Below are 19,650 nucleotides of genomic sequence, written 5' to 3' on the forward strand. Positions count from 1 at the left end.
GTGGTTACGCCTCCGCCTGCAGCAGCGCGTCCAGGCGGGCCGCGTCGGAGGTCTCGGCGTGCACCTCGGCGCCGGAGCTCAGGCCCGAGCCGGCCGGCGCGTGCGCCGGGTCGTCGCCCCGGTCCAGCACCTTGTTGTCGGCGTCGACGAACACGATCTTCGGCCGGTAGGCGATGGACTCGATCTCGTCCATCACCCCGTACGAGATCAGGATGACCAGGTCGCCGGGGTGCACCAGGTGCGCGGCGGCGCCGTTGATGCCGATCACGCCGCTGCCCCGCTCACCGGGGATGACGTAGGTCTCCAGCCGCGCCCCGTTGGTCACGTCGACGATCGCCACCTGCTCGCCGGGCAGCAGGTCGGCCGCCTGCATCAGGTCCTCGTCGATGGTGACGGAGCCGACGTAGTTCAGGTCCGCCTGGGTGACGGTGGCTCTGTGGATCTTGGACTTCAGCATCGTGCGGAACATGTCGTCCCTCCCCTCCTACTGGTTCGCGACCACGGCGCCGAGCTGCACCGCGGCGTTGTCGATCAGCCGGGTGTCCCCGACCCTGGCGGCGACCAGCAGCCGCGCGTCCCCACTGGCCGGCGCCGGGCCGAGGTCGGGCGAACGCAGCTCCAGGTAGAACACGTCCACCCCGTCCTGCGCGGCCAACACGTCGCCGGCCGCCTTCAGCACCGCCTCCGCTCCGTCGAAGCCGGCGTGCCGGCCCGCGGCCAGCGCGGCGGACAGCGCCACCGCGGCCTCCCGCTGCTGCTCGGACAGGTAGACGTTGCGCGAGGACAGGGCCAGGCCGTCGGCCTCCCTGATCGTCGGCACGCCCACGACCTGCACGTCGAAGTGCAGCTCGCGGACCATCCGCCGGATCAGCGTCAGCTGCTGGTAGTCCTTCTCCCCGAAAAAGGCCATGTCCGGCCGGACGATGTTGAACAGCTTGGCCACCACCGTCAGCACGCCGGCGAAGTGGCCCTTGCGCACCTGGCCCTCCAGCTCGTCGCCGAGCGGACCCGGGTGCACGGTGATCTGCGGCGTCTCCGGGTAGATGTCCTCGACGCCGGGCGTGAACGCCAGCTCCACGCCCTCGGCGCGGAGCTTGTCCAGGTCCGCCTCCAGCGGTCGCGGGTAGCGGTCGATGTCCTCTCCTGCCCCGAACTGCAACGGGTTCACGAAGATCGACACCACCACGACGGTGCCGGCCAGCCGGCGCGCCCGCCGGATCAGCTCCAGGTGGCCCTCGTGCAGCGCGCCCATGGTCGGCACCAGCACCACCTTGCGGCCCGCGGTGCGCAGCGCCCTGGTGACCCGGCCCAGCTTCTCCGGGCTGGAGTGCACGGTCAGCTGCCCGGGCGCGTAGTCGGTCCGGGTCAGGTTCATCTCTCGGTCTCCTCGTCGAGCACGGAAAGGATCTCGGGCACAGCGTCCGCCCGCAGCACGCCGGCGTCGGCGGCCCGGTGCGCGGTGCGGCGGGCCAGCGCCAGGTAGGCCGGCACGGTGTCGGGCGACGTCTCGCGCAGCACGGCGACGTGCTTACGCACGGTGCCGACGTCGCCGCGGGCGACCGGACCGGTCAGCGCGCGGTCGCCGTGCCGCAGCGCGTTGTCCAGCGCCGCCGACAGCAGCGGGCTGATCACCCGCTCCGCCGGCTCGATGCCCGCGTTGCGCAGCAGGTCCACGCATTCGGTGACCAGCGTGGCCAGGTGGTTGGCGCCGTGCGTCAGGGCCGCGTGGTAGAGCGGGCGGACCGGCTCCGGCACCCGCACCGGCTCCGCGCCCATCTCCACGACCAGCGCCTCGCCGACGTTCCAGCCGGCCAGGTCGTCCTCGTTCGCCGTGACGCCGACGCAGCAGGCCACGACTCGGTGCAGGTCCTCGGCGCGGCCGGTGAACGTCATCGCCGGGTGCAGCGCCAGCGGCAGCACCCCGACCTCGGCGGCGGGCTTGAGCACATCGACGCCGTGCGCCCCGGAGGTGTGCACCACGATCTGCCCGGCGCGCAGCGAATCCGTCGCCACCAGGCCTCGAACCAGGCCGCCCAGCGCGTCGTCCGGCACGGCCAGCAACACGAGGTCCGCCCGCGCCGCAACCTCGTCCGGCGGCAGCAGCGGCACGTCCGGCAGCAGCTCCTCGGCCCGGCGCACCGACGCCTTGGACACGCCGGACGCCGCGACGACGACGTGGCCCGCCCGGGCCAGCGCGGCGCCGAGCACCGAGCCGACCCTGCCGGCGGACACCACGCCCACGGCGAGTCGGGCGGGGCGGGTCATGGCAGGAGCTCCCTTATTGCTGTTCCAGGCCCGATCAGACGCCGGGTACCGGACCGGACGAGGCTAACCGCAGTTTCCGGCTCAGCTTCGCGGCCGTGACTAGTTTCACGGGTGGCGCCGACAGACGTGAGGCCGGGTCGGTCAAGCGCGCAGACCGTCCGGGCCGTTCTCTCGCCGGTCCAGGTGATGGCGGGTCGCCCGCAGCGCGTCCGGCGCGTTCACCGCCGCCTGCCGTGCCTCCAGCATCGTCTCCAGCAGCCGCCGCTGCCGCTCGTCGGCGTCCGGGCCGGCGGTGCCGTGCTCGACCGCGTTGCGCAGAAACGCCAACTCCGTCGCGGCGGTCTGGTACTCGTGCACGGCCTTGGCCGCGTGGCTGCCGGCCCGCTTGCGCACGGCCGTCCGCCAGCCGCGGCGGCCGGTCAGGCTGGACAGCAGCGACACCTCGCTGGCGGCGATCCAGCCCGCGGCGGCCATGCCCGGCAGCTGCGCGGCGACCACCCGCTGCTCGCGCCGCCGCTGCCACACCACCACCGCCACCATCGCGGCCAGGATCGGCAGGATCACAAGGAAGTACACGACCAGGAACGTGTTCGCGCCGCCCAGCGTTGCCGACGAGTTCCACAGCGAGTGCAGCAGCACCGCGCACAGGTAGCCGACGAGCGGCGCGATCACCCGGACCTTGCTGCTCCGGGTGCGCGCGGCGACGCCGATCCCGATGCCGGTCATGGCCGTGAACAGCGGATGCGTGAAGGGCGCGAGCACCCCGCGCAGGATGAACGCGGCGATCACGCCGGTGGTCGCGCTGCCGAAGCCGAACGTCGCGAACACCCGGCCGAAGTAGTAGATGTTCTCGGTGAACGCGAAGCCGGCCGCGGTGAAGCCGGCGTAGACGATGCCGTCCACCAGGCCGTCGAACTCCTGCCGCCGCCACACCAGCAGCCCGAGCAGGAACACGCCCTTGGCCGCCTCCTCGGCGATCGGGGCGGAGATCGTCGCCGCGATGGTGTTGCCACCGCCGTGCCCGAACGCGAGGTCGCCGAGCGCCTCCGCGGTGCTGTTGATCAGCAGCGAGCAGATCGTCGCGCCGCACGCGCCCCAGAGGAAGGCCAGCCACAGCAGCTTCGCCGGCTCGGGCTCCCACCGGTCGATCCACAGGAACGCGGCGACCACCGGCCCGACCGGCAGCAGGGCGGCGCCCGCGCCGACCGCGACACCGAGCGGGCCGACCTTGCCCACGCCGAGTCCCAGCAGGACGAGGGCGGACAGTCCGAGGGCGATCAGTCCGACCACCGGGGCCAGCACGGTCCAGGTCCGTGGCGCTGCTGTCGTCACGGGGATGACGATAGGGCCATGGAGTTGACGTGATGGAACTCCCCGACTGGCATTCGGCTTGGCGGGCAGCCCTCTACGGCCCCACGGGCTTCTTCGCCCGCGGGGCGCGGCCGGCCGACCACTTCCGCACTTCCCCGTTGGTCGGACCGGAACTGGCCGAGGCGGTCGTCGAGCTGCTCGACCGGGTGGACCGGGCCCTGGACCGGCCGAATCCGCTGGATTTCGTGGACGTCGGGGCCGGCGGCGGGGAGCTGGCCGCGCAGGTGCACGCCTTGTCCGGACGGTTCGGCGGGCGGCTGCGGGTGCGGGCCGTCGAGCTGGCCCGGCCGGCGCTGCCGGCCGGTGTCGAGTGGTCGTCGGAACTGCCCGATCAGGTGACGGGCTTGGTCATCGCCCACGAGTGGCTGGACTCGCTGCCGTGCCGGGTCGTGCAGGTGCACGGGAGCCGGGTCGTGGAGGTCCACGTGTCCGCCGACGGCACGGAATCGTTGGGCGATCCGGTGTCCTCGGAGTGGCTGGACGCCTGGTGGCCGCTGTCGGCCGAGGGCCAGCGGGCCGAGATCGGGTCGGGGCGGGACGCCGCATGGGCGGACTTGGTGGCACGAGTCGCCGCCGGGGCCGCCTTGGCCGTCGACTACGGCCACTTCGCCGGGGCCCGGCCGTTCGCGGGGTCGCTGACCGGTTACCGGTCCGGCCGGCAGGTCGCGCCCGTGCCGGACGGCAGCTGCGACATCACCGCCCACGTGGCCTTCGACGCCGTCGCGGCCGCGGCCGGACCGTGTGAGCTGCTCACCCAACGGGAAGCGTTGGCGGCGTTGGGAACGAGTGTCGAGCCGCCCGCCGCCGGGCTCGCCGCGCGGGATCCGCTCGGCTGGCTCGCCGCCTCCGCCCGCGCCGGCCGGGTCGCCGAGCTGCGCGATCCCGCCGGCCTCGGCGGCTTCCACTGGCTGCTCTGTCCCCGGTCGGCGCCGATCGGCCTCGTGCGAGCATGAGACCCGTGCAGATCACCGTCGGCGTCGGCGCGGGCGCCAAGTACCTCGGCGTCGACCACGTCATCGACCTCGGCCCGCTGCACCCGTCGGCGCACGGCGCGTACCGGCTGCGGCTCGTTGTCGACGACAACGTCGTCACGGAGGCCGAGCCGCTCGTCGGACACCTGCACCGCGGCGCGGAGAAGCTGTTCGAGGTCCGCGACTACCGGCAGGTGCTCACCCTGGCCAACCGGCACGACTGGCTCGCCGCCTTCTGCAACGAGCTGACCGTCGCGCTGGCGGTGGAGCGGATGACGGCTATGACCGTGCCGCCTCGGGCCGTGCGGCTGCGGATGATCCTGTGCGAGTTGAACCGGATGCTGGCGCACCTGGTGTTCCTCGCGCCGCTGACCCGGCAGCTCACCGGCGAGCCGACTCCCGGCACCACGGCTGCGCTGCGCGGCCGCGAGGCCGTGCAGGCGGTGATGGAACAGGCCTCCGGCGGGCGGATCCACTTCATGGCCAACCGGATCGGTGGCCTGCGCGAGGACGTGCCCGCCACGTGGATCCCGAACGTCCGGGAGCTGCTCGGCTTGGTGGAGTCGCTGCTGCCGGCGATTCGATCGGCCACTGTGGACGATGACGCCTTCCGGTCCCGGCACGCCGGCCTCGGCGTTCTGACCCGCGACGCTGCGCTGGCGTTGGGGGTCACCGGCCCCACCGGACGGGCCAGCGGCGTCGACGTCGATCTACGACGCGACGGCGAACACCTTGCCTACCAGGACTTTCAGCCCGTCCTGGGGTCCACCGGCGACGCGCTGGCCCGGGTCGAATGCGTCGTCGGCGAGGTCGAGCTGTCGCTGCGGCTGATCGCGTCCACCCTGGACGACCTGCCGTCCGGGCCGGTGAACCTGCGGCTGCCCAAGGCCGTCAAGGCCCCCGAGGGCTCCGTCTACGTGTGGACCGAGGCCCCGCTCGGCATCTCCGGCGTGCACCTCGCCTCACGCGGCGAGAAAACCCCGTGGCGGCTCAAGCTCCGCACCCCGTCGTTCAACAACGTGCAGGCGCTGTCCGCGCTGCTGCCCGGAACCCCGGTCGCCGACCTGCCCGCGGTGCTCGGGTCCTTCGCGGTTGTCGTCGGCGACATCGACAAGTGACTAGTCGTCCGAGCGGCGGCGGCGACGGCCGCGCGGCTCTTCCTGCCCCAGCGACGCCAGCAGCTCGCTGACGGACTTGCCGGCGGCGTGCGCGCCGGAGTCCACCACGGGCGGCGGCGGGGCGGCCGGCGCCGGACCGGGCGTGGGCACCGGCGCGGTCCGCACCGGAATCGGCAGCTCCAGCGAGTTCGGCACCCAGTCGCCGAGTTCCGGGTCCCAGACGGGACCGTCCACCTCGGGCGGCGGCCCCGCGACCACGGGCGCCGGCTCGGGCTCGGGGCGACGGCGACGCCCGGAGGTCTCGGCCGGTGTCGGCCTCGGGGCCATCGCGGTGGCCTCGGCCTCGGGGCGACGGCGGCGGCCGGAGGTCTCGGCGGCGCGCGGCGGCTCCGGCTGACGGGCGGCCGGCTGCTTCGCGTCCGGGTTGAGGCGCATCGCCATCGTCGCCGGCTCGGGCCGCTGGGCCGGCTGCGAGCGCTGCTCGGGCTGCCTCGGCTCGGGCCGGCGCGGCTCCCGCGGCTCGGGCGCGCGCATCGGCTGCGACATGGCTTGGGACACCGGCTGCGCCATCGGCTGGGACGGCTCCGGCGGCCGCACCCGCATGCCGACCACATTGGGCACTCCGGTCGGGCGGGCCTCCGGCTGACGCGGCTCGGGCTGGCGCGGCTCCGGCTGCCGGGACTCGGGCCGGCGCTCGGCCGGCCGGGCCTCGGCGGCCTTCGCGGCGGCCGGGCGGCTCACGAACTGGGTCGCGGCCGGCTGCGCCGGGCGCTGCGGCTCACGCCGCGCCTGCCCCGTCGACCGGCTCAACGCCTCGGTCTGCGCGTTGCTGCGGCTGGCCTGGCGCGCCTGCTCGGGACGGCTCGGCTCCGGCCGGCGCGGCACTTGCTCCTTGGCGTTGGTGCGCAGCGGCTCGTGCGGGATCCGCTCGATCAGCTCGGTCGGCAGCACCGACTTGTCCGCCGGCGCCTCCTTGCGGACCGAACCGACCGTGATCGGCTTGCGGTCCTCCTTGGCGATGATCCGGTCCTCGCCCACGGCCAGCAGCCGGGACTGGTCGGACAGCGACCGCATCCGCGTCGACTCCGCCCGCAGCGCCACCCGCTCGACCAGCACCTCGCCGCCCAGCAGCGCCTCGAGGTTCTCCCGCAGCGCCCGCAGCTCGCCGCGCAGCGCGTCCAGGTCCTCCCGGGACTCCTCCTCGACCCGGCGCCGCGTCTCGGCCTCGATCTCCAGCTCGTACTCGCGCCGGGCGGCGACCTCACGCTCCAGCTCGAGCTCGTAGACGGCCTGCAGGTCGGCGACCTCGTCCTCGCTCGCCGCGGCCTCTCTGCGGTACTTGACCGCCAAAAACGCGCCCACGAGGGCAGCCCACAGCGCCGCGAGGACGCCCAGGCGCAAGAACCTCGCGTCGTTGCTCAGGACAAGCACGGCGGTCGCGGCGATGGCCAGGACGAGAACCGCTACCAGGAGTAGCCGACCGTATCCACGACTGTCACCGCGCTCGCCTTCGGTCAAGCCGCTGCGGCCGGTCATGGGCTCTACGGTACCGGTCAGTTACCCGAACGAGACCTACCCGGACCCGATTGGCCCCTCAACGCAGTCCGACGCTGTCATCCTGCTGCGGCGGATCCGGCGTCTTGCAGCAGTGCTCCAACCACAACGCCGCGGCGACCAGCGCCGCCGAACCGACCAGTCCGACCAATGCCGTCGTCCGGTCCTCATTGGCCGCCGAGGACACCGCCAGCAGCGGGAGCACCGTCAGCAGCACCCCGGCCCACACCCCCGCCATGAGCGCACCCACCAGCGACGACGCCTTCGCCAGCGCGACCGCCCGAGCGGCGGTCAACGGCTGCACCGGCCGCACCCCCGGCTTGCCGGCGATGCGGTTGCGCAGCTGCCAGGCCAGGATCGCCTCCACGATCGCCAGCACCCCGAAGGTCACGCCGGCCAGCCGCGGCAGCGTCGGCAGGTCCGCGTACACCAGTCGCAGCACGATCGCCGTCAGCAGGCCCGCGACCAGCGCGACGGCGACCAGGTCCCGGATTCGCGTGAACTTCATCACCACTCCAGCCGGAGATCGTCCCGGCGGCGCACCCCGTCGGCGCTCAGCCCGGCCATCACGTCGGCGATCCGGCCGTGCCCGGGCAGCACCGCGTCGGGCTCGACGTCCAGCCACGGAATCAGCACCGTGGCCCGCTCCGGGGTGCCCGGATGCGGCAGCAACAAATCCGGGTGAGTCGAGCTCACGCCGTCCACAGTCACCACATCCACGTCCAACGTGCGAGGACCCCAGCGCTGCTCCCGAACCCGGCCGGCCTCGTTCTCCAACCGCTGTCCCAGGCGCAGCCAGCCCCACTCGTCGACGTCGCCGGCCTGGACGATCACGATCGCGTTCAGGAAGTCCGGCTGCTCCTCCACGCCCCACGCGGCCGTCTCGTACACCGGGGACACCGCTTCGAGGTGCGGCCGCAGGCCCGTCACCGCGCCCTGCAGGAACGCCAACCGGTCGCCCAGGTTCGACCCCAGCGACAGCACCGCCCGCGTCACCGGCGGCCTCTCCGGACCGTCACGGCGACGTCCTGGAAGGACAGTGGGATCGGCGCCGACGGCTTGTGCACCGTCACCTCGACCTCCCGGACCCGCTCATCGGTCAGCACCTCGTCGGCGATGTCGCCGGCGACCGTCTCGATGAGATCCCGCGGATCGCCGGCCACGATCGCCGCCACCCGCTCCGCCAGCTCGCCGTAGTGCAGCGTCTGCGTCAGGTCGTCACTCGCGGCCGCGGCCGTCAGGTCCATCCACACGGTGACGTCGACCAGGAAGTCCTGGCCGTCCCGCTTCTCGTGCTCGAACACACCGTGATGGCCGCGCACCCGCAGCCCGGTCAGCGTGATCCGGTCGCTCATTCGCCGCTTCCCCTCTGCCAGGCCCGCACCACCAGCGCCGCGTCCAACGACCGGCGGACATCGTGCACCCGCACGCCCCACACCCCGGCCGCGGCCGCCAGCGCCGTGATCGTCGTCGTCGCCACCTCGCGGCCGTCCGGCGGCCTCGGGTTGCCTTCGGCGTCCGCCAGCAGCGCGCCGAGAAAGCGTTTGCGGGAGGCCCCGACCAGCAGCGGGAAGCCCAGCCCCAGCAGCTGGTCCAGGCCGTGCAGCAGGGCCCAGTCGTGCTCACGCTGCTTGGCAAAGCCCAGGCCCGGGTCCAGTACCAGGGCGTCGGCCGACACCCCCGCCGCCAGCGCCGCGTCCACCCGGGCCGACAGCTCGTCGCGCACCTCGGCCACCACGTCCCGGTAGGTCGCCAGGTCGTTCATGTTCTTGCTGTGGCCACGCCAGTGCATCAGGATCCACGGCGCGCCCGCGGTCGCGACCACCTTGGCCATCTGCGGGTCGGCCAGGCCGCCCGAGACGTCGTTGATCACCGCCGCGCCCGCGTCCAGCGCCGCGTCCGCCACCACCGCCCGGGTCGTGTCCACGCTCACCAGCACGCCCTGGGCCGACAGCCGCTCGATCACCGGCACCACCCGAGCGATCTCCACCTCGGCGTCCACCCGGTCCGCTCCCGGACGGGTCGACTCCCCGCCCACGTCCACCAGGTCCGCGCCGCTCTCCCACAGCTCAAGGCCGTGCTCGACGGCGTCGTCCGTGCGCAGGTACCGCCCGCCGTCCGAGAAGGAGTCGGCGGTGACGTTCACCACGCCCATCACGACGCAGCGGTCGGGATTCGGCAGCCGGCTGTGCACCTAACGTCCCTTGATCAGTTCGATCGCCTCGGCCCTCGACGTCGCCGAGGTCTTGAATATCCCCCGCACCGCCGACGTCGTCGTCCGCGCCCCCGGCTTTCGCACCCCGCGCATCGCCATGCACAGATGCTCCGCCTCGATCACCACGATCGCCCCGCGCGGATTCAACTTCGCCATCAACGCATCCGCGATCTGCGACGTCAACCGCTCCTGCACCTGCGGCCGCTTCGCATAGAGGTCCACCAGCCGGGCCAGCTTCGACAATCCGGTGACCCGCCCGTCCACATTCGGGATGTACCCGACATGAGCCACCCCATGGAATGGGACCAAATGATGCTCACAGGTGGAATACATCGGAATATCCGTGACGAGAACCAATTCCTCATGGCTTTCGTCGAACGTCTTTTCCAGAACGGATTCCGGGTCGGTGTAGAGGCCGGCGAACAGTTCCCGGTAGGAGCGGGCGACGCGGGCGGGGGTGTCGCGCAGGCCCTCGCGGTCGGGGTCCTCGCCGCAGGCGATCAGCAGCTCGCGGACGGCGGCCTCGGCGCGCGCCCGGTCGAACCGGCCGTGATCGGCCGAAGCGGCCCCGCTCAGGGGGCCGCTTCGGCCAACAGTGCTGGTCATGCACACCTCCGCGGGATCGCGGACCGTCTCAACGGCCGCTGTCCCGCTCAGTGTCACCCGGATTGCCGGACGGCGTGTTCCCGCCCTGCCCGGCCGGACGGTTCTGCTCCCAGTTCGGCGTCCACGAACCGTTGGGCTGGGTCGCGGGCGTCCACCCGGGGGGCGCGCCGTAGTTGGGCGGGCCACCGGCGTTGCCGCCGGGCCGCGCGGGCGGGTAGGCGGCGGAGCCGTTGGTGCCGGGCAGCTCGCCGCCGCCTGGCACGGTCGCGACCGGGGTGGGCGCGGGCTCGGGCTCCTCCTCCTTGACCGGGGGCCACGGCTCGCCGCGCTCCTTGGCCAGCTCGCCGGGGGTCTTGATCGGCGGCTTGTCGGACGGGGTGCGGTTGCCGAAGTTGTTGAACTCGGTGATCCGCGGCCGCTTCTGCACCCGGGCGAAGATCCGCTCCAGGTCCTTCTGGTGCAGGGTCTCCTTCTCCACCAGCTCCAGCACGAGGTCGTCGAGCACGTCGCGGTAGGTGTTGAGCACCTGCCACGCCTCGTCGTGCGCGGCCTCGATGAGCTTGCGCACCTCCTCGTCGATCTCGTGCGCGACCTCGAGCGAGTAGCCCGGCGCGTGCGACATCTGCCGGCCGAGGAACGGCTCGCCGTCGTGCTCGCCGTACTTGACGGCGCCGAGGCGGGCGCTCATGCCGTAGTCGGCGACCATCGCGCGGGCGATCTTGGTGGCCTGCTCGATGTCGTTGGAGGCGCCGGTGGTGGGCTCGTGGAAGACCAGTTCCTCGGCGGCGCGGCCGCCGAGCGCGAACACCAGCCGGGCGATCATCTCGGACCTGGTCATCAGGTCCTTGTCCTCCTCGGGCACCGACAGCGTGTGGCCGCCGGTGCGGCCGCGCGCCAGGATGGTGACCTTGTAGACCGGGTCGATGTCCGGCATGGCCCACGCGGCCAGGGCGTGCCCCGCCTCGTGGTAGGCGGTGATCTTCTTCTCCTTCTCGGAGATGATCTTGCTCTTGCGGGCCGGGCCGCCGATCACGCGGTCCACCGACTCCTCGAGCGCGGCGCCGGTGATGATCGTGCCGTTGTGCCGCGCGGTGAGCAGCGCCGCCTCGTTGATCACGTTGGCCAGGTCCGCGCCGGAGAAGCCGACGGTCCGCTTGGCCAGGCCGTCCAGGTCGGCGTCCTGGGCCAACGGCTTGCCCTTGGCGTGCACCCGCAGGATGGCCTTGCGGCCGCGCAGGTCGGGCGCGCCGACGGGGATCTGCCGGTCGAAGCGGCCGGGGCGGAGCAACGCCGGGTCCAGGATGTCGGGCCGGTTGGTGGCCGCGATCAGGATGATGCCGCCGCGCGAGTCGAAGCCGTCCATCTCGACCAGCAGCTGGTTGAGGGTCTGCTCGCGCTCGTCGTGGCCGCCGCCCAGGCCGGCGCCGCGGTGTCGGCCGACGGCGTCGATCTCGTCGACGAAGATGATGCACGGGGCGTTCTGCTTGGCCTGCTCGAACAGGTCGCGGACGCGGGAGGCGCCGACACCGACGAACATCTCGACGAAGTCCGAGCCGGAGATCGAGTAGAACGGCACGCCCGCCTCGCCGGCGACGGCCCTGGCCAGCAGGGTCTTGCCGGTTCCCGGCGGCCCGTAGAGCAGCACGCCCTTGGGGATCTTGGCGCCGAGCGCCTGGTAGCGGCCGGGGTTCTGGAGGAAGTCCTTGATCTCGTGGAGCTCCTCGACGGCCTCGTCCGCGCCGGCGACGTCGCCGAACGTGGTCTTGGGCATGTCCTTGGACAACTGCTTGGCCCGGGACTTGCCGAAGTTGAGCACCCGGTTGCCGCCGCCCTGGACGTTGTTCATCATCCACATCAGCACCAGCAGCAGCAGGCCGATCGGCACCAGGATGATCAGCATCTGCAGCAGCGGCGACTCGCTGGTGACCTTCACGTCGTAGGAGCCGACCTTGTTGGCCGGGTCCTGCAGCATCCGGAAGATCGCGTCCTCCGACCCGTTGGCCGGGATGGACGTGATGATCTGGGTGTGCCCGTTGAACGGCGAGTTCAGGTCGAGCCGGAGCTGCTGCTCCTTGTCGTCGAGCCGGGCTGACTTGACATTGCCCTTCTGCACCTGACTAATTGCATCCGAGGTCTGCACGGGCGTGTACCCGCGCGTGTCGTCGGTCAGTGTGCTGATGGCAAACCAGACAACAACCGCTGCCACGATCCAGATCAGCGGGTTGCGGAGAACGCGCTTGCGGTCCATGCACCTACGGCCGTCACGCGGCCTCGACCCTCCCTGCGTTTACGTCAAGCCCTGCCTCACGACACTGCTCAACACCTCGAGCGGTGGCGTCACGCACTCGGCGGGACAGCCCCGTCCAGCTAGCTTACCGCCCGCCGCCGACGGACCACGGCCGGAAGTTCGGCGCTCGGCCGGCGGCGGCCTCACGTCGCTCCCAACGCTCGGAGCTGGGACCGGGTTCCCCGACATGACCGGCGACACGCCGGGGCCGTTCGGGATGAACCGGCGCGGGGGCGGCCACGTACCTCCCGGAGCCGCTCTGCACCGGAAGAAGGAGGGCGACCGGGTGCCAACGCCACCGCCACGCTGAGCCGTTCGGCCTGCAGAAATACCCCGTTCGACCCAATCCGACCGGACCGGGCCTTCGGCTGTTACGGGCCGGGGCCGCCATGTCGACGATCCGAGGAGACCAGCCCGCGCCCACTGTGGACGCCGACCAGGAGGTTCGCGCACCACCATGTCTACGCCTACAGGAGCCCACCGGCCGCCCTCCCGGCCGGAGAGGGGTCGAAAGTGGCACTTCTTCCTGCCCATTCTGGTCGCCGTGTTGGCCGTGGGCGGTGTTGTGGTGGCCAACACCGCCAACTCGGTGCGGTGTGCCGGGCAGGTGCCGCTGCGGGTGGCGGTGACGCCGAGCGCGGCGCCCGCGGTGCAGTCGGTCGCCGACGCCTTCGAGCACGACCAGACGTCGGTGAACGGGCAGTGCGTGCACGTGACCGTGGTCAGCGAGGGCTCGGCGGATGTGGTGCAGTCGCTGCCGACGAGACCCGTCGACCCGCCCGCGCTGTGGATTCCGGACTCGTCGCTGTGGGTGTCGACGGCGCAGGGGCTGGACAGCCGGGACCCGGTGAACAGTCCGAAGCTGGCCGAGCACCCGTCGCTGGCGTCGTCGCCGCTGGTGGTGGCGGCGAGCACGGCGCAGGCGAACAAGCTGGGCTGGCCGAAGTCGCCGGTGAGCTGGCAGCGGCTGGTCACCGGGCAGACGCCGATCGCGATCACGGATCCGCTGACCAACACCGAGGGTGTCGCGACGCTGGGGCTGGCGCAGGGCCTGCTGCCGGCGCAGTCGAACGGGGTGCCGCCGCAGGAGCTGATCGCGATCCTGCTGCGGCTGCGGAGCACCACCCTGAACTCGGTGAACTCCGGGTTCGACAACATTCGCAAGGACGCGGCGAACGCCCTGCTGTTCACCACGACGGAGCAGTCGGTGGTGTCGTACAACGTGGCGACGGTGGCGGCGTCGAAGGCGGTGGCGATCTATCCCGCCGAGGGCACGGTGCTGTTCGACTATCCGGTGGTGCGGGTGACGACCAAGAACGAGGTCACCGGCACCGACCAGGCGGCGGCCGCGTTCGAGCAGGAGCTGCGGTCGGCGCGGTCGTCCGGCATCTTCAGCGCCGCCGGTTTCCGTGACCCGAAGGGCACCGCGTCGGCGGCCTGGGGCGGCAAGGACGGCGTGCAGGCCGCGACCCCGCCGCTGCTGCCGGCGCCGTCGGCGGCGCAGGTCAACACCGTGCTGCGGGCGTGGAACGTGGTGCACCTGGACGGGCGGACGCTGGCCGTGATCGACGTGTCGGGGTCGATGACCTCGCCAATGCCGGACGGGCAGAAGCGGATCGAGGTGGCGCGGGACGGGGCGCTCGCGGCGATGTCGTTGATGCCGGACAGCACGTACGTGGGGCTGTGGGCGTTCTCGCAGCAGCAGGGGCCGCCCAACGACTGGAAGGAGCTGGTGCCGCTCGGGCCGCTCGGCGGCCAGGTCAACGGCATCAGCCAGCGGTTCGCGCTGCAGCAGGCGGCGACCACGCTGCCGGCCCGGGTGCGGGGCGGCACCGCGCTCTACGACACCGCGTTCGCGGCGTACGAGACGCTGCGTGACGACTTCGATCCGACCAAGGTCAACGCCGTCGTGCTGATCACCGACGGGAAGAACGAGAAGAACGGCGGGCTGGACCTCAACGGCCTGCTGCAGATGCTGCGGGCGCAGGCCGACCCGTCCAAGCCGGTCGAGGTGATCGGCATCGGGCTGGGGCCGGACGCCGACATGAACGCGTTGCAGCAGATCGCCGCCGTGACCGGCGGCAAGGCGTACCAGGCGATCGACGCCGCGTCGTTCCGCGGCGTCCTGTTCGACGCCCTCAGCCGCCGCCCCTGCACCACCAGCGCCTGCTGACCTGTTGTTCGGAAGGGGGCTTCCCTGGCGTTGAACGCCAGGAAAGCCCCCTTCCGAACTTCTCAGCTCGAGTAGACCTTCGGGTCGAGCGTGCCGATGTAGGGCAGGTCGCGGTAGCGCTCGGCGTAGTCCAGGCCGTAGCCGACGACGAACTCGTTGGGGATGTCGAAGCCGACGTAGCGGACCGGCACGTCCACCTTGACCGCGTCCGGCTTGCGTAGCAGGGCGCACACCTCGAGCGAGGCGGGCCGGCGCGAGGCCAGGTTCTTGAGCAGCCAGGACAGCGTCAGCCCCGAGTCGATGATGTCCTCGACGATGACCACGTTCTTGCCGGCGATGTCCCGGTCGAGGTCCTTGAGGATGCGCACGACGCCCGAGGAGGACGTGGACGACCCGTAGGAACTGACGGCCATGAACTCCAGCTGGACGGGCACCGGGAGGGCCCGCGCCATGTCGGTCATGAACATCACCGCGCCCTTGAGCACGCCGACCAGCAACAGGTCCGAGCCGCCGTCGGTCGCCGGGTGGTCCGCGGCGACCTGCTTGGCCAGTTCCTGGATCTTGTCGCTGATCTGCTGCTCGGTGATGAGCACGGAGGCGATGTCGCCCTCGTACACGGGCAGCTTCCCCTCTTTCGGCCTGGTTGCGTGCGCCCTGGTCAGGGCGACGCTCGGTCTAGTTGCAGCCTGCCATGTGCGCGCTGTGCCACCAAGCCGCCTCGGAGCAACACGCCACCCTGACCTCGCCATTCACCGATCAGTGCGTCGACGTCACGCAGCTGGGCGTCGGTGAGTTCGGTCACACCCCGTCGCCGAAGCCAGCTTCTGAGCACCCTGCGCCGGATCGCCGCCGGCGTGGCTTCGAGCGCTTTCGCCTCCAGTTCCTCGGGGTCGTCCACCAGCAGTTCCGCCGCGATCGCGTCCAGGGCGTCGTTGTCCTCCCGCAGCTGCGCCGCCGTCCTGGCCAACGCGTCCGCGACGCCCCCTTGCAGCACGTCCTCCAGCAGCGGCAGCACTTCCTGGCGGAGCCGCACCCGGGTGAAGGCCGGGTCGACGTTGTGGGGATCACTCCAGTACGTCAGCCCTTGCGCCGTGCAGGCGCGCTCCGTCTGGGCTCTTGTCACGCCCAGCAGCGGACGCCCCCATGGCGGGTCCAGCGGCCTCATCCCAGCGATCGAGCGGGGCCCCGAGCCGCGGCCCAGGCCCAGCAGCACCGTCTCCGCCTGGTCGTCTCGGGTATGCCCCAGCAGCACGATCGCGTCCGGCGCCGGCAGGGCGTTTCTCAGCGCCTCGTACCTGGCTCTGCGCGCCGCCGCCTCCATGCCGCCCGGGCCCTCGACCTTCGTCGTCAGCACCCTCACCTGCGGCAGTCCCAGCTCCGTCAGCTGATCCGCCGCCTTGGCCGCGATCTTGTCCGAGCCGGGTTGCAGGCCGTGGTCGACGATCAGGCCGTGCACCGTCAGGTTCAGCCGGCGGGCTTGGTGCTGCGCCGCCGCGGCCAGAGCCAGTGAGTCCGCGCCCCCGGACACCGCCACGGCGAGTTGGCCACTGCCCAGGTGGCCCGCCTTTCGCGCGGCGACGACCAGGCGCCGCACGGCGGTCCGAACCGCCGACACCGCCTCGTCCGGACGCGGTGTCAGGGCCGGACCCGGCGGAGCCAGGCGTCGGGGTCGGCGATCTCGGCGCGGGAGGGCAGCGTCTCCGGCGACGTCCACACCTCGTTGAAGCCGTGCATGCCGACGGCGTCCACGACGTGCCGGGTGAAGGCGGCGCCCTCGGCGTACTGGCGGATCTTGGCCTCGACGCCGAGCACGGCCCGCAGCACCCGGTCGAGCACGCCGCCGCCCTTGCGGCGGGCGGTGAACCGGGTCCGAAGCGTCGCCACGGACGGCACGACCACCGGCCCGACGGCGTCCATCACGTGATCGGCATGGCCTTCGAGCAGGGTGGACAGCGCGACGAGCCGGTCGAGCACGGCCCGCTGCTCGGGCGACTGGATGAGCTCCATCAGCGCGGTCGGCCCCTCGGCGGGGCGGACGGTCTTCAACCGGTCACGAGCGGAGCGGACCATCTCGGGAATCCGGTTGAACGCCCCCACGGCAGTGTCGTCCATGACGGAAAGCAACTGCCCGACCTGCGACGAGAAGTAGCCCCGCAGCCAGGGCACGGCGGTGAACTGAAGCCGGTGCGTGACCTCGTGCAGGCACACCCACATGCTGAAGTCGCTGGCGGGCACGTCCATCGCCTGCCGCGCGGCGACGATGTTGGGCGCCACGAGCAGCAGCCGCCCACCGCCACCGAACGGGTCGTACTGGCCGAGCACCCGGGAGCTGAGGAACGCCAACACCATGCCAGCCTGCACGCCGGCGGTGCCGGCAAGCACTCCGGCCAGCGGACCGGGCAGGGTGGCGGGCATCGCACCCTCGGTCAGCAGGGCCAGCCCCTCGCTGGCGGCGCGCACCCAGCCGTGCCGGTCGACGACCTGGCCCTCGTGCAGCGGCAGGCCGTGGCCGAGATGCGTCAACTCGCGCACATGCAGCTCGGCGGTGCCGGTCATGTCGCGCAGCTCGCGCACGACGGCGTCCGCCTCCGCTCTGGGCACGGTCGGGCCGGACCGGATCAACCGCTGGGCGGTTGACGCGGCGACCGACCAGTCCACCGGTGACGGAGGGCCACCGTCGGGCAGGGACCTGGCTGCGTTTCCCGCGTTCACGACCCCGACGCTACCTTGGGTGACGCGGTGTTGGCAGCGCCCGAATCAGCGGCATCCACACCCGCGCAGCGCGGCGGCGACGTCGTCGAGCGCGGCCCGCCCCTGGTCGATGGCGGATCCGTTGGACATCAAGGCGAACGCGAGCACCTTGCCGTCGCTGTCCTGGACGATGCCGGTCAGCGTGTTCACGCCGTCGAGGGTGCCGGTCTTGGCCCGCACCCAGCCCTTGCCCGGCGTGGACGAGGCGTCGTTGTACCGATCGGACAGAGTGCCGCTGCCGCCGGCCACCGGCAGCCCGTTCAGCAGTGGCCGCAGCTTGGCCACCCGCGGATCGCTGCCGCCGTCCGGCCCGGCCGCCACGGTCATGATCGAGCTGAGCAGCTTGGCCGTCACACGATCCTGAGTGGACAGTCCGCTGCCGTCCACCATGGTCACACCGGTCAGGTCGAAGTTGTTGTTACGCAAGATGTTCAGCACGCTGCTGGCGCCGCCCGCGAATGTGACGGGGGCTCCGGCCTGCTTGGCGACCTCGCGGCCGATCGCCTCGGCGAGCACGTTGTCGGAGATCTGCAGCAGGTTGCTGACCATGTCGGTCAGCGGCGGCGACTGCACGCTGCCGAGCACCTTCGCGTCGGCCGGCGCTGTCGTCCGCCCGACGGAGTTGGGGTCCGCGCCGAGCCGGCGGGCGAACTCCTTGGCGGCGTCGGTGTCCGGCGTCCCGGTGCGGGCCGGCTCCGACACGGTCGGCCTGCTGCGGCCGCCGTCCAGCATGATCGGCGTGATCGGGGCGACGGAGCCGCCCGCGATGTCGCCGTTCTCCCAGCCGGGGGCCATCGGGTCGCCGCTGTAGCGGCTGGTGTCCAGCAGCACCTTGTGCACGGCGCCGCCGGTCGCCTTCTTCACCTGCGCCACCAGGTCGTCCAGCCGCGCCGCGCCGGGATAGACGGTCTCCTTGCCGGCCGGCAGGGACGACAGCGACGGGTCGCCGCCGCCGACCAGGATCACCGTGTCGGGATCGGGTCCGGCGACGACGTTGGTGGTGAAGCGGAACTGCGGGTCCAGCGACAGCAGCGCGGCCGTCATGGTCAGCAGCTTGCCGGCGGACGCGGGCGTCAGCGGCGTGCTGGAGTTGTGGTCCCACAACGTGGTGCCGGTCGCCGGGTCGACGACGCTGCCGGTGAGCGTGCCCAGCGCGGGCGACGACGTCGGGCCGGCCAGCTTTGCGGCGATACCCGCCGCGGACGGGCCCTGCACGTTGCCCAACGGCTTGAGCAGCTGGTTCGGGGCCGCCGGCGACGGCGGCGCGGCGGTCTCGATCGCCGTCGCGCCGCCGAATCCGAGGCCGGACGAGCCGAAGTAGACGACCGAGCCGAGCGCCAGCACGACCACGATCGCCAGGCCGACCAGCACCGGCTTGCGGGACCGGCGGGGCGCCGGCTCGTCGATGTCGTTCTCGTCGGACGTCCGCGGCGGCGGGGGCAGCTGCGGAGCTGGCTGCGGAACGTCGTCGCCCAGTTCGGGGCGGCCGGCGGCGGGCGGGCGCGGCACCTGCACGCGGATCGTCGGCGTCTCGTCGCCGGGCTGCTGGTCGGCGGGGTTGGGCAGTTGCACGGTCGGCGGGTCGAGCCGAGCCCGATCGTTGTCCACCGGCATCGAGACCGTGTCCTCGAGCGGCGAGACGGGCGGTTCGACCTTCTTGTTCTCGGGCTTGGCCGTCGGAATGTCGGCCAGCTTGATCCGGAGCGTCTCGGGCTCCTTGACCGGCGGCCGCACCGGCGGCGGAACCGGTTTCCCGACCGGCGGCTTGACCGGCGGCGGACCCGATCGCCCAACCGTGGGCTTCACCGGAGGCGGACCCGGTTTCCCGATTGGGGGCTTCACCGGAGGCGGAGCCGATTGCCTCACTGGGGGCTTCGGGTGCTCCGGAACCGGTTCCTGGGCCTGAGCCTTCGGCGGTTCCGGCTCCTTCGGCGGCTCCTTGGGCTGCGCCTTCGGCGGAGTCGGCACCTGCACCCGCTCCGTCGGAGGCTCCGGCGCCTTCGGAGGCTCCGGCGTCGTCGGCGGGGCCGGTGTCTGCCCGCGCTCCGTCGCGGACCCCGGCGCCTTCGCCGGTTCCTTCGCCGGAACCGGTACCTGCTGCGTCACCGGCTCCTGCACCGGCGCCGTGTCCTGCTCCTCGGCCGGCTCCGGCGCCGGGTCCTGCTTCGCCACTTTCACCTCATCGGGTGAGGGCGGCTCGGCGCTCGGCCACTGCGGCTGCGCGGTGTCGTCGTCGGCCGACGGCCAGCCGACCTGGTCGGCCCCACCTGCGGCGACGGGCTGCTCCGGGGTACCGTCCGCCGGCTGGGTCGGCCACGCTGGCGCCGGTTGGCCGGATT

At 72.3% G+C, this 19,650-nt stretch carries 18 protein-coding genes; 3 read left to right on the forward strand and 15 right to left on the reverse strand.

What is annotated here, in order from left to right; translation table 11 throughout:
• Positions 1 to 4 precede the first annotated feature (4 nt).
• The 4 genes from panD to BJ998_RS17305 form a co-directional block, all read right to left on the reverse strand.
• On the reverse strand, positions 5 to 469 hold the full coding sequence (gene panD, locus BJ998_RS17290) for an aspartate 1-decarboxylase (RefSeq protein WP_184862927.1): 465 nt from the start codon (positions 467 to 469) through the stop codon (positions 5 to 7).
• Between the two features lie 15 nt (positions 470 to 484).
• Complete coding sequence (gene panC / locus BJ998_RS17295) at positions 485 to 1,375, reverse strand: pantoate--beta-alanine ligase (RefSeq protein ID WP_184862929.1); 891 nt, start codon at positions 1,373 to 1,375, stop codon at positions 485 to 487.
• Positions 1,372 to 2,265: a Rossmann-like and DUF2520 domain-containing protein gene (locus tag BJ998_RS17300; protein WP_184862931.1), complete on the reverse strand. Its 894-nt coding sequence runs from the start codon at positions 2,263 to 2,265 to the stop codon at positions 1,372 to 1,374. The genes panC and BJ998_RS17300 overlap by 4 nt, the downstream gene beginning before the upstream one ends.
• Positions 2,266 to 2,406: 141 nt before the next feature.
• A complete protein-coding gene (locus BJ998_RS17305; RefSeq protein ID WP_184868724.1) occupies positions 2,407 to 3,567 on the reverse strand; it encodes a PrsW family intramembrane metalloprotease in 1,161 nt (386 codons plus the stop codon).
• A gap of 62 nt (positions 3,568 to 3,629) precedes the next feature.
• On the opposite strand from BJ998_RS17305, the gene BJ998_RS17310 reads away from it, so the two are divergent.
• On the forward strand, positions 3,630 to 4,589 hold the full coding sequence (locus tag BJ998_RS17310) for an SAM-dependent methyltransferase (protein WP_184868725.1): 960 nt from the start codon (positions 3,630 to 3,632) through the stop codon (positions 4,587 to 4,589).
• Positions 4,586 to 5,725, forward strand: a complete 1,140-nt coding sequence (locus tag BJ998_RS17315) for an NADH-quinone oxidoreductase subunit D (protein ID WP_184862934.1) — start codon at positions 4,586 to 4,588, stop codon at positions 5,723 to 5,725. The genes BJ998_RS17310 and BJ998_RS17315 overlap by 4 nt, the downstream gene beginning before the upstream one ends.
• Here the strand turns inward: BJ998_RS17315 and BJ998_RS17320 are convergent, their stop codons facing one another.
• Genes BJ998_RS17320 through ftsH form a run of 7 tightly spaced genes read right to left on the reverse strand, consistent with a single transcriptional unit; the run spans position 5,726 to position 12,348 of the window.
• The gene (locus BJ998_RS17320; protein WP_184862936.1) at positions 5,726 to 7,261 is read right to left on the reverse strand and encodes a DUF6779 domain-containing protein; all 1,536 of its coding nucleotides are present in this window, start codon (positions 7,259 to 7,261) and stop codon (positions 5,726 to 5,728) included.
• 58 nt (positions 7,262 to 7,319) lie between these two features.
• Positions 7,320 to 7,787, reverse strand: coding sequence for a DUF3180 domain-containing protein (locus BJ998_RS17325; RefSeq protein WP_184862938.1), 468 nt, complete (start codon positions 7,785 to 7,787; stop codon positions 7,320 to 7,322).
• On the reverse strand, positions 7,787 to 8,275 hold the full coding sequence (gene folK / locus BJ998_RS17330; protein ID WP_184862940.1) for a 2-amino-4-hydroxy-6-hydroxymethyldihydropteridine diphosphokinase: 489 nt from the start codon (positions 8,273 to 8,275) through the stop codon (positions 7,787 to 7,789). The genes BJ998_RS17325 and folK overlap by 1 nt, the downstream gene beginning before the upstream one ends.
• Positions 8,272 to 8,634 carry a dihydroneopterin aldolase gene (gene folB / locus BJ998_RS17335; protein ID WP_184862942.1) on the reverse strand — a complete coding sequence of 121 codons (363 nt, stop codon included), beginning with the start codon at positions 8,632 to 8,634 and terminating at the stop codon, positions 8,272 to 8,274. The genes folK and folB overlap by 4 nt, the downstream gene beginning before the upstream one ends.
• Entirely contained in the window at positions 8,631 to 9,434 is an 804-nt protein-coding gene (folP, locus tag BJ998_RS17340; RefSeq protein WP_184868726.1) for a dihydropteroate synthase, read from the reverse strand. Before folP ends, folB begins: the two co-directional genes overlap by 4 nt.
• Positions 9,435 to 9,473: 39 nt before the next feature.
• The gene (folE, locus tag BJ998_RS17345; RefSeq protein WP_184862944.1) at positions 9,474 to 10,100 is read right to left on the reverse strand and encodes a GTP cyclohydrolase I FolE; all 627 of its coding nucleotides are present in this window, start codon (positions 10,098 to 10,100) and stop codon (positions 9,474 to 9,476) included.
• Between the two features lie 28 nt (positions 10,101 to 10,128).
• Complete coding sequence (ftsH, locus tag BJ998_RS17350; RefSeq protein WP_184862946.1) at positions 10,129 to 12,348, reverse strand: ATP-dependent zinc metalloprotease FtsH; 2,220 nt, start codon at positions 12,346 to 12,348, stop codon at positions 10,129 to 10,131.
• 583 nt (positions 12,349 to 12,931) lie between these two features.
• Here ftsH and BJ998_RS17355 point away from each other — a divergent pair.
• Positions 12,932 to 14,560 carry a substrate-binding domain-containing protein gene (locus tag BJ998_RS17355; protein ID WP_184862947.1) on the forward strand — a complete coding sequence of 543 codons (1,629 nt, stop codon included), beginning with the start codon at positions 12,932 to 12,934 and terminating at the stop codon, positions 14,558 to 14,560.
• 62 nt (positions 14,561 to 14,622) lie between these two features.
• Here BJ998_RS17355 and hpt read toward each other — a convergent pair whose 3' ends face one another.
• Genes hpt through dacB form a run of 4 tightly spaced genes read right to left on the reverse strand, consistent with a single transcriptional unit; the run spans position 14,623 to position 19,117 of the window.
• Complete coding sequence (hpt, locus tag BJ998_RS17360) at positions 14,623 to 15,177, reverse strand: hypoxanthine phosphoribosyltransferase (RefSeq protein ID WP_184862949.1); 555 nt, start codon at positions 15,175 to 15,177, stop codon at positions 14,623 to 14,625.
• Positions 15,178 to 15,218: 41 nt separating this feature from the next.
• Entirely contained in the window at positions 15,219 to 16,175 is a 957-nt protein-coding gene (tilS, locus tag BJ998_RS17365; protein WP_312890165.1) for a tRNA lysidine(34) synthetase TilS, read from the reverse strand.
• A gap of 20 nt (positions 16,176 to 16,195) precedes the next feature.
• Entirely contained in the window at positions 16,196 to 17,272 is a 1,077-nt protein-coding gene (locus BJ998_RS17370; protein WP_312890166.1) for an Rv3626c family coenzyme F420 biosynthesis-associated protein, read from the reverse strand.
• A 45-nt stretch (positions 17,273 to 17,317) separates the two neighbouring features.
• Positions 17,318 to 19,117, reverse strand: a complete 1,800-nt coding sequence (dacB, locus tag BJ998_RS17375; RefSeq protein WP_184862951.1) for a D-alanyl-D-alanine carboxypeptidase/D-alanyl-D-alanine endopeptidase — start codon at positions 19,115 to 19,117, stop codon at positions 17,318 to 17,320.
• Positions 19,118 to 19,650: the final 533 nt, after the last annotated feature.

Source organism: Kutzneria kofuensis (assembly GCF_014203355.1).
Classification (GTDB): domain Bacteria; phylum Actinomycetota; class Actinomycetes; order Mycobacteriales; family Pseudonocardiaceae; genus Kutzneria; species Kutzneria kofuensis.